2 protein-coding genes are annotated in these 2356 nt (G+C 76.7%); one reads left to right on the top strand and one right to left on the bottom strand.

Going from position 1 to position 2356, the window contains the following annotated elements; translation table 11 throughout:
• Positions 1–92 precede the first annotated feature (92 nt).
• The gene (locus FOE67_RS22955) at positions 93–1328 is read right to left on the bottom strand and encodes an ROK family protein (protein ID WP_182666749.1); all 1236 of its coding nucleotides are present in this window, start codon (positions 1326–1328) and stop codon (positions 93–95) included.
• A 114-nt stretch (positions 1329–1442) separates the two neighbouring features.
• On the opposite strand from FOE67_RS22955, the gene FOE67_RS22950 reads away from it, so the two are divergent.
• Positions 1443–2252, top strand: a complete 810-nt coding sequence (locus FOE67_RS22950) for a maleylpyruvate isomerase family mycothiol-dependent enzyme (protein WP_182666748.1) — start codon at positions 1443–1445, stop codon at positions 2250–2252.
• Positions 2253–2356 lie beyond the last annotated feature (104 nt).

The raw sequence follows: 2356 nt of genomic DNA, 5'->3' as shown, positions 1-2356 counted from the left end.
CCGCACCGCCGACCGCCCCCGACGGGGGGAGGGACGGCGCCGGGGACTCCCCGCCGGTCGCCCCCGCTCCCGCGGCCTGAGCCCGGCCGGACTCAGGTGCCCACCGGGGTCCGGGCCCTCAGCGCCCCGGGGGGATCGTCGAGCACCGGCTGCCAGGCGAGTTCGGCCGCACCCACCAGGCTGCCGTGGTCGAGGGTGCCGGGGACGATGGAGACGCTGCCGCTGCGCCCCCACAGGCTGTGGTCCGCGACACCGGCGCGCAACCGGCCGGGATCGGCCTCCAGGAGGGCGCGGTGCAAGCCGCCCAGGACGATCCGGTCGGGGTTGAGGATGTTCACCAGACCGGCGAGTCCACGGGCCAAACGGTCGATCAGGGACCGGGTGGCACCGCGCACGGTCTCGTCGGCCCCGCCGCCGGGTCCCGCGGAGCGGGCCAGCGCGCACGCCTGGTCCAGCAGGGACCCGTCCGGCCCCGGCTCCCGACCCGCCGCCTCCAGCAGGGCCATCGGGTCGGTCTCCACGTCCAGACAACCCCGGCTGCCGCAGTGGCAGGGGCGACCGGCGGGATCGACGGTGAGATGTCCCACCTCCAGGGCCAGGCCCGCGCTGCCGGTGTGGAGACGACCGTCCAGGACCAGGGCGCCGCCGACCCCGCGGTGCCCGGTGGCCACGCACAGCAGGTCGCGGGCTCCGTGCCCCGCCCCGTGCCGGTGCTCCGCGAGGGCGGCGAGGTTCACGTCGTTGCCGCAGAATCCGGTGACGGGCACCCCGGCCTCATCCAGGCAGCGGGTGAAGATCTCCCGGACCGGGGATCCGGGCGGCCAGCGCAGGTGCAGCGGGTTGAGCGCGATGCCGTCCGGCTCGGTGACGGCCGAGGGCACCGCCAGGCCCGCGCCGACGCACCGCCGCCCGGTCTCCCGCAGCAGTTCCGCCCCCGCGGCGACCGCCTCGGCGAGCGCCACGGCGGGATCGGGGTGCACCTCCCCGCAGGCCGGGGCGGTGGCGACGATCCGACCGCCCAACCCGACCAGGGCCACCCGGAAGCCGTCGGCGTGGATCTGGACGGCGAGTGCCACCGGGCCGTCGTCGGCGATGGTCAGGCGGTGCGAGGGGCGCCCCTGGGAGCCGGCGGCGGCGCCCGGTCGGACGTCGACGGTGATCAGACCGAGGGTCTGCAACTCCCCGGCGACCGCGCCGGCGGTGGCCCGGGTGACGCCCAGTTCGGTGGTGAGCACGGCCCGGGTGGGAGCCCGGCCGGTGTGCACCAGTTCCAGGGCGGGGCCGAGGGCGTTGCGGCCTCTCTCCGGTTTGGTACGCGAGGTGGTCACGTGCCCATTCTCGCTTTGTGACCCCCATGAACAAAACGGCGGGTGTCCGCTTCCCGACCCCGTGCGCACGATTCGGGGGTTGGGCGCGGGGGGACCGACTGACAGAATCCGGGCATGGACATCAGGCTGCGGGACACGGACACCCTGATCGACATCCTGGCCGAGGAGGGCGGGAGACTGCGCGCCGCCGCCGAACTGGCCGGTCCGGACGCCGCCGTGCCGACCTGCCCGGGCTGGCGGGTGCGGGAACTGGTGCGTCATCAGGGGCGCGTGCACCGGTGGGCCGCCGCGCTGATCGCGGGGGAGGCACCGGGGCCGGAGGGTTCGTCCGCCGTGCCGGTGCCGGCGCCGGACGAGGAGCCCGACGAGTGGTACCGCGCCGGTCTCCGGGAGCTGGTGGCGCGGCTGCGCGCGCTCGACCCCGCCGCCGAACGCTGGACCTTCCTGCCGGGTTCGCCCTCCGCCCGGCACTTCTGGGCGCGCCGTCAGGCGCACGAGACGACCGTGCACCGGGTGGACGCCGAACTCGCCGCGGGCCGGCGACCGTCGCCCATCGGAACGGCGGTCGCGCTGGACGGTATCGACGAACTGCTGACCGGCTTCCACTCCGGCAGCCGCAGCCGGGCCCGGGCGGAGAAGCCGGTGACGCTGGGGTTGCGGGCCTCCGACGCGCCGGGGGCGGAATGGACGGTGCACCTGACCACCGACCCGCCGCGGGTGGTCGGCCCCGGGTCCGGTGACGCGGCCGCCCGGGTCGAGGAGGCCGACTGTCTGATCACCGGGCCCGCCTCCCGGTTACTCCTGTTGCTGTGGAACCGGGACACGGTGGACGACCCGCACGGGCGACCCGCCCCCGGGGACCCGCTGATCCTCACCGGCGACCCCGGTCCCGCCCACCTGTGGCGCGACACCGCCGGGGTCTGACCGGTTTCCCGGGCGACGGACCCGTGACGCCCCCGCCCCGCCGTCCCGGGCGGCCACCCGCCGGTCCATCGCCGGCCGGGACGGCGGGGCGGGGGCGTCACGGG

The organism is Streptomyces calidiresistens (genome assembly GCF_014141525.1).
Classification (GTDB): Bacteria; Actinomycetota; Actinomycetes; order Streptomycetales; family Streptomycetaceae; genus Streptomyces; species Streptomyces calidiresistens.
The sequence above is the reverse complement of the archived record's forward strand: the minus strand, read 5'-3'. Positions and strand labels throughout refer to the sequence as shown.